The organism is Methylobacterium goesingense (genome assembly GCF_022179225.1).
In the GTDB taxonomy this organism is placed as follows: Bacteria; Pseudomonadota; Alphaproteobacteria; order Rhizobiales; family Beijerinckiaceae; genus Methylobacterium; species Methylobacterium goesingense.
Map to the genome: position 1 here is coordinate 44,142 of NZ_BPQL01000061.1, position 6,484 is coordinate 50,625.

Here is a 6,484-nt window from a genome sequence, read left to right on the forward strand (position 1 = left end):
CCTCGCCGGTGTCCCGATGGGCACCCGGTCCAGCCCCGCCCGGCCGGTCAGCCGTCCGGCGTCATCAGGTCGAATTCATGCGTGAGTCCCACGGCATCCTGGCCATCTGCCTCAGCTTCGCCGCCGTTCTCGGCGGCGTCGCGGCCCTGGCGCAGCCCGCCGCCGGCCCCCAGACCGGTTTCGTCTTTCGCAACACGGTCACGGGTGAGCAGCTCAACGTCGCGGAGGGCAAGGAGGGTGGCCGCGACACCCCGGCGGTCAAGCAGTTCTTCCAATCCGGCAATAATGCCTACATCGACGACAAGTCCTGCCTGCGCAACGGCGAGTCTCTCTTCGCCACCTCGTGCTCCGGCTGTCACGGCCACCTGGCCGAGGGCAAGCTCGGACCGGGTCTCAACGACAATTACTGGACCTATCCGGCCAACACCGAGGACACCGGCCTGTTCGCCACGATCTTCGGCGGCGCCAACGGCATGATGGGTCCGCACAACGAGAACCTGACGCCCGACGAGATGCTCCAGGTCATCGCCTGGATCCGACATCTCTATACCGGTCCCGTCAAGGATGCCGTCTGGCTCACCGACGCGCAGAAGAAGAACTACACGCCCTACAAGCAGGGCGAGACCTTCCCCAAGGACGTCAAGGGCCAGTGTCCCCCGCTGGCGGAGTAGCGTCCGAGGAAGTCACGGCGCGCCGTGGAGCCCGCCACGGTGTCGATCCGTGAAGCACGAAACGGCAAAGCCGCAACAACGATCAGATGGAGGAGACGACCATGCGGACACTCATCACGGCCCTGGCGATCGGTGCGGGTGCGCTGCTCGCGATGCCGGCCCAGGCCTATGACGGCACGAAGTGCAAGGCGGCCGGCAATTGCTGGGAGGCCAAGCCCGGGTTCCCCGAGAAGATCGCCGGCACCAAGTACGATCCCAAGCACGACCCCAAGGAACTGAACAAGCAGTCCGAGTCGATCAAGGCCATGGAAGAGCGCAACAAGAAGCGCATCGAGGCCGCCAAGAAGACCGGCAAGTTCGAGTACGACGTCACCAAGCTGTCGTCCAACTGAACGCACCGACCGTCACCGGACACTGGACCTCGCTGGGCGCGTCCCACCGAGGTCCGCACCGCGTGACAAGGCACCGATCCTTCGGACGACCCTCGGGACGACCGCGCGTCCGGTACCGCGACGGTCGCGGTCGTTTCCCCCAAGGCAGGCTTCATGAACCAGTTCCGCTCCGGCGATGCGATGCTCACCGATTGGCGCGCGGCGGCCGGCCGCTTCGAGGCCGCGGTGGGCGGGGCAGTGCTCGGGCAGGACCGCGCAATCCGGCTCCTCACCATCGCGCTCTTCGCGCGCGGCCACGTGCTGCTCGAAGGCGATGTCGGCGTCGGCAAGACCACGCTGCTGCGCGCCGTGGCCCGCGCCCTCGGGGGGGCCTACGAGCGCGTGGAGGGCACCGTCGACATGATGCCGACCGACCTCGTCTACCACACCTATCTCGCCGATGACGGTCGCCCCCGGGTCGAGCCCGGACCGGTCCTGCGGCGATCCGAGGACCTGTCGATCTTCTTCTTCAACGAGATCAACCGGGCCCGCCCCCAGGTCCACGCCCTGCTGTTGCGCCTCATGGCCGAGCGCACCCTGACCGCGTTCAACCGCGAGTACCGGTTTCCCAACCTCCAGGTGTTCGCGGACCGCAACCGCGTCGAGCGCGAGGAGACCTTCGAATTGCCGGCCGCCGCCCGCGACCGCTTCCTGATGGAGATCGGCCTGGAGGCGCCCCGCGACGCCGGGGCCCGCCGCGCCCTGGTCTTCGACCCACGCTTCCACGACACCGACGCGCTGATCGCCGCCATCCCGGGCGCCGTCCTCGACCACGCCGCCCTCCCCGGCATCGCCGCCGCGATCCAGCACGGCATCCAGGCGAGCCCGGCCATCGAGGCCTACGTCATTGGGCTCTGGGAGGCGCTGGTGCGGCCGGGAGACGCCGGGATCCGTCTCCCCGGCATCGACATGGAGGCCCTGGTCCAGGGCGGGGCCTCGCCGCGCGGCGTCGCCTTCCTGGTCCGCGCCGCCCGCGTCCGGGCCTGGCTGGAGGGGCGCGACTGGATGGTGCCCGAGGACATCCGGGCGATCTTTCCCGAGATCATGGGACACCGGGTCTTCCTGGAGCCGATCTACGAGATGCGCCGGGCCAGCATCGTGCCCGACCTCGTCCGGGCGGTGTTCGAGACCGTGCCGGCCCCATGACAGAGCCTGCCGATCAGCCCGACATCGTCTACCGGCCACGTGGGCGCCTGCCCGGCACCCGCCCCGGCGCCCATCGCGGGCGCGAGGCCGGTGGCCTCGGCACGTTCCGCGATCAGGTGCCGTTCCTGCGCATGCCGGATGCGCGCCGCATGGACGTACGCGCCACCCTGCGCGACCCCTTCGAGGGCACCTATGTGCGGCGCTTCGAGGCGCGCACCCTGGTGGAAGTCTGGGCGCTCCTCGACCTCTCCGCCTCGATGCGCTTCTCCGGCGAGGCCGACCGCATGGCCCTGGCAGCCACCTTCTGCACCGGGCTCGCCGCCTCCGCGACCCGGATCGGCGACCCGTTCGGCCTGATCGGCTGTGACGCGGCGGTGCGAGAGGACGTGTTCCTGCCCGCGAGCCGGGGACGCGGCCGTGCCGCCGAGGTCGCGCGCCGCCTCGCTGGCACGGCCTGCACCGGGACCGGCGCCGAGGGAATGGCCGAGGCCGCCCACCGCCTCGACGGGCGCCCGAAGATCGTCTTCCTGATCTCCGATTTCCGGTGGCCGGAGGCGCTGATCACGCGGGTCTTCGCGTCCCTGAGCGGCTACGACCTCGTTCCGGTCGTGCTCGGCGATGCCGCCGAGAGCGAGGGCCTGCCGGACTGGGGTCTTCTCGAACTCGACGATCTGGAGGGCGCCGGCCGCCGGGTGGTGTTCATGCGACCGAGCCTGCGTCGGCGCTGGATCGCCCGCGAGGCGGAGCGGGCCGAGACCCTGCGGCGTGTCGCGACGCGCCATGGGCGTCCGCCCTTTCGCCTCGCCGGCCGCTTCGATCCCGACGCGGTCAGCCGTCACCTCCTCGGCACATGAAGGGGCGCATGACGATCCTCCCAGACGGTCCCGTTCTCCGAACCGGCCGCTTCGTGCTCCTCGCCGCCTGCCTCGCCCTCCCCGCCCCGGCGGAGGCGCAGGTGCGCGGGGTGGAGGTGCGGACGCCGCGTCCCTTCGGCTATTTCCTCGGCGATCTCGTCCAGGCCCAGGTCGATCTCGTGGTGGAGCCGGGCTTCCGGGTCCAGGCGGCGTCCCTGCCGCAGCCCGGCGCCCTGACTTACTGGCTCGATCTGCGCACCGTCTCCGTGTCGCAGTCCGACATGGGCGATGCCCGGCGCGTGCGCCTCGCCCTGACTTACCAGAACTTCTACGCCGCCCTTGACGCTCGCACCCTGGAGATCCCGGGCTTCACTGTCACCTTCGTCAGCGAGAGCGAGCACGGCGCCACCACCGCGAAGGCCGAAGTGCCGCCCTGGTCCTTCAACGTCTCGCCCTTGCGGGAGGTGCAACCCCCCGCCCGGGACGATCCGCGAGACTACATGCGCCCCGACGGGCAGGTCGGCCCCGGCGATCCGCGCGCCTTCCTGATGGGGGCCGCCGGCTCTGCCGCCCTCGCCCTGCTGGGGTTCGCGGGGCTCGCCCGCGACCGGACCTGGTGGCCGTTCCGTGCCCGGCGCGGGCGCCCCTTCGCGATCGCCGCCCGGCGCCTTCGCGCCCTCGCCCGCGAGCCGGAGGCGGCGACCGGCCAACGCGACGCGCTCCTGGCGCTCCACCATGCCATCGACGCCGCCGCCGGCCGGCGCCTCCTCGCCGACGACCTGCCCGGCTTCCTAGACGCCCATCCGGCCTATCGCGGGGAGGCGGCGGGGCTAGCCCGCTTTTTCGAGGCCTCGCGGCGGACCTTCTTCGGACCGGGCGCCGGCCACGACGCGTTCTCGCTCGGGGACCTTGCGTCCCTCGGCCAGCGCCTCGCACGCGCCGAGCGCGCCGCATGAGCAACGCCCTCGCCCGCCTCTCCGCTGACCATCCGGCTCTCTTCTGGCTCCTGCCCCTCGCGCTGCTCCCGTTGCTGACCTCCGCCCAGCGCATCACACCGGTGGCCGCCATTGCGGCCGGGCCGGCCGACGGGCTCTCGCGGGCGCTCGGCTGGGCCCTGCGTGCAAGCGGCATCCTCGCCATCGCGGCCCTGATCCTGGCGCTCGCCGGCCCATACCGTCAGGGTGAGACCCTGACCCGGATGGGAATCGGCGCCCAGGTCTCGATCCTGATCGACCGCTCGGGCAGCATGAACGAGACCTTCGCGGGGCGGCAGCCCTCCGGAATCGAGGAATCGAAGGCCGCCGCCTCGCGCCGCCTGCTCGCCGCCTTCGTGGGCAGCCGGGCGCATGACCAGTTCGCCGTCACGGCCTTCTCGACGGCGCCGATGCTCGTGGTGCCGATGACCGATCGCCATGCGGCGGTGCGGGCCGCGATCGCGGCCATCGACCGGCCGGGACTCGACTACACCAACATCGCGCGCGGCCTCGCCATGGGCCTGTCACAGTTCGGCCCGGCCAGCCCAGCCACCTCCCGCGCTCTGCTGCTGGTGTCGGACGGGGCGGCAGTCATCGACCCGCGCGTGCAGGACACTTTGCGGGCCGCGTTCACCCGGCTGCATCCGAACCTCTATTGGCTCTTCCTGCGCACCAAGGGATCGCCCTCGATCTCCGACCGGCCGTCCGGCGAGGATACACCGCAGGCCGCGCCGGAGCGCCATCTCGACCTGTTCTTCAAGAGCCTGCGCACGCCCTACCGGGCCTTCGAGGCCGAGGGCGCCGACGCAGTAGCCGATGCCATCGCGCAGATCGAGCGCCTGGAGCGCGACCCGATCCCCTATACCGAGCAGCGCCCGCGCCGGGATCTCGCGGGCCTCGCCTATGGCCTCAGCCTGTTCGGCCTCGCGATCCTCGTGGGTGCCAAGCTCTGCGAGGCCGACCTGCGCCGGACCCGCCCCGTCCCCGTCGTCGCGCGAGCGACCGAAAAGCTCGCGAACGGCAAGCTCCCGACCGGCAAGTCCGCGACCGATCCCGCCGTCCCCCCGAGGTTCGCCGCATGACGACGCTCGCCACCGCGCCGGCGCGCCGCTTCCCGCCCACGGGCGGGATCGGTGCCGGGATGTTCCGGCTTGGTCTCGGACGGGTCTGGGGGCGGGCGCGCCCGCTCATCATCGTTGCCCTGCCGCTCCTGATGCTCGCCGTCACCCTCGGCCTCCTCGCGGGGGCCTGGCGGATCACGCGCGACAACGCCGCGATCCGGTCGCTCGCCGGGGGGAACGACGTCGCGGTCCCCCGTGACGCGGCCCCCGCGCTCCTCCTCGCCCGCGTCCAGCACCTGGCCCGGCGTGGGGCGGTGGAGGCGATCGAGCCGCTGATCGAGGCCCTCGACCGGGCCGGCGAAGTGGAGCGCGCCGCCCGCGCCCGCTACGCCCTCGCCAACGCGCATCTGCGCCAAGCCTTCGATCTTCTGGAGCGCGGGGACCTCGACCCGGCCGGCCCCCGCATCACCCTCGCGCGCCAGGAATACCGGCGGGCGCTCCAGGGCCGGCCGGATTTCTGGGACGCGAAGTTCAACCTCGACGTGGCCTCGCGCCTCCTGCGCGATTTTCCCGATTTCGACCGCAAGTCCGGCGATGAGCTGAAGGCCGAGCCGAAGAAGATCTGGACCGACATTCCGGGTCAGCCGCGGGGCCAGCCATGAGCCTGTCGCGCCTGGTTGCCCGCAATCTCGCGGATGGGCGCCTGCGCCTCCTGGCCGGCGCCCTCACGCTGGTGGCCCTCACCTTCGCGGCTCGCCCCCTGGTCCTGACCCGCGACGGGGTCGCGGTCCTGGCGGTCGTCGACATCACCGGCAGCATGAACGTGCGCGACTATGCCGATCCCGACGGGCAGCCCGCGAGCCGCCTGGAAACCGCCAAGGCGGCGCTCCGCGACCTCGTGGCCGGCCTGCCCTGCGGCTCGCGCTTCGCCCTCGGCCTTTTCACCGAGCGCCGGCCCTTCCTGCTGTTCACACCCATCGAGACCTGCGCGGGCTTCGCGCCCATCGACGGGGCGCTGGAGGCGATCGACTGGCGCATGGCCTGGGAGGGCGACAGCCGGATCTCCGCCGGCCTGTTCCGTAGCATCGCCCTTGCGGAGGAACTCGGCACCGACCTCGTCTTCATCACGGACGGGCAGGAAGCGCCGCCTTTGCCGAGCAGCGGCGGCCCGGCCTTCGAAGGCAAGGCCGGCGCCGTGAAGGGCCTCATCGTCGGGGCCGGAGCCGCCGGCCTCTCGCCGATTCCGCGCTTCAACGACCGGGGCCGCGAGACCGGCTTCTACCGGGCGGACGAGGTCCAACAGGAGAACCGCTTCGGTCCGCCCCCGGCCGATGCCGAGAGCCGCGA

Annotated in this window: 8 protein-coding genes; all 8 read left to right on the forward strand. The window is 71.8% G+C overall.

All coding sequences use genetic code 11. The features are described from left to right. Positions 1-77: 77 nt before the first annotated feature. Positions 78-671 carry a cytochrome c(L), periplasmic gene (moxG, locus tag MFF30_RS11695; protein ID WP_238279574.1) on the forward strand — a complete coding sequence of 198 codons (594 nt, stop codon included), beginning with the start codon at positions 78-80 and terminating at the stop codon, positions 669-671. Between the two features lie 101 nt (positions 672-772). Further along, a complete protein-coding gene (locus tag MFF30_RS11700) occupies positions 773-1,063 on the forward strand; it encodes a methanol dehydrogenase [cytochrome c] subunit (protein ID WP_238279575.1) in 291 nt (96 codons plus the stop codon). A 153-nt stretch (positions 1,064-1,216) separates the two neighbouring features. Then, complete coding sequence (locus MFF30_RS11705; RefSeq protein WP_238279577.1) at positions 1,217-2,248, forward strand: AAA family ATPase; 1,032 nt, start codon at positions 1,217-1,219, stop codon at positions 2,246-2,248. Continuing rightward, positions 2,245-3,102, forward strand: a complete 858-nt coding sequence (locus tag MFF30_RS11710; protein WP_238279578.1) for a DUF58 domain-containing protein — start codon at positions 2,245-2,247, stop codon at positions 3,100-3,102. Before MFF30_RS11705 ends, MFF30_RS11710 begins: the two co-directional genes overlap by 4 nt. Before the next feature lie 8 nt (positions 3,103-3,110). After that, the gene (locus tag MFF30_RS11715; protein WP_238279579.1) at positions 3,111-4,058 is read left to right on the forward strand and encodes a nonribosomal peptide synthetase MxaA; all 948 of its coding nucleotides are present in this window, start codon (positions 3,111-3,113) and stop codon (positions 4,056-4,058) included. After that, the gene (locus tag MFF30_RS11720; protein WP_238279580.1) at positions 4,055-5,158 is read left to right on the forward strand and encodes a vWA domain-containing protein; all 1,104 of its coding nucleotides are present in this window, start codon (positions 4,055-4,057) and stop codon (positions 5,156-5,158) included. Before MFF30_RS11715 ends, MFF30_RS11720 begins: the two co-directional genes overlap by 4 nt. A 59-nt stretch (positions 5,159-5,217) precedes the next feature. Beyond that, positions 5,218-5,799, forward strand: coding sequence for an MxaK protein (locus MFF30_RS11725; protein WP_238279587.1), 582 nt, complete (start codon positions 5,218-5,220; stop codon positions 5,797-5,799). Next, the coding region (locus MFF30_RS11730; protein ID WP_238279581.1) for a VWA domain-containing protein at positions 5,796-6,484 on the forward strand (689 nt) is incomplete at its 3' end. The genes MFF30_RS11725 and MFF30_RS11730, both read left to right, overlap by 4 nt.

Coding starts and splice junctions, on each gene's coding strand:
- MFF30_RS11705 (WP_238279577.1), top strand. CDS start 1,217: ATGAACCAGTTCCGCTCCGGCGATGCGATGCTCACCGATTGGCGCGCG.
- moxG (WP_238279574.1), top strand. CDS start 78: ATGCGTGAGTCCCACGGCATCCTGGCCATCTGCCTCAGCTTCGCCGCC.
- MFF30_RS11700 (WP_238279575.1), top strand. CDS start 773: ATGCGGACACTCATCACGGCCCTGGCGATCGGTGCGGGTGCGCTGCTC.
- MFF30_RS11720 (WP_238279580.1), top strand. CDS start 4,055: ATGAGCAACGCCCTCGCCCGCCTCTCCGCTGACCATCCGGCTCTCTTC.
- MFF30_RS11715 (WP_238279579.1), top strand. CDS start 3,111: ATGACGATCCTCCCAGACGGTCCCGTTCTCCGAACCGGCCGCTTCGTG.
- MFF30_RS11710 (WP_238279578.1), top strand. CDS start 2,245: ATGACAGAGCCTGCCGATCAGCCCGACATCGTCTACCGGCCACGTGGG.
- MFF30_RS11725 (WP_238279587.1), top strand. CDS start 5,218: ATGTTCCGGCTTGGTCTCGGACGGGTCTGGGGGCGGGCGCGCCCGCTC.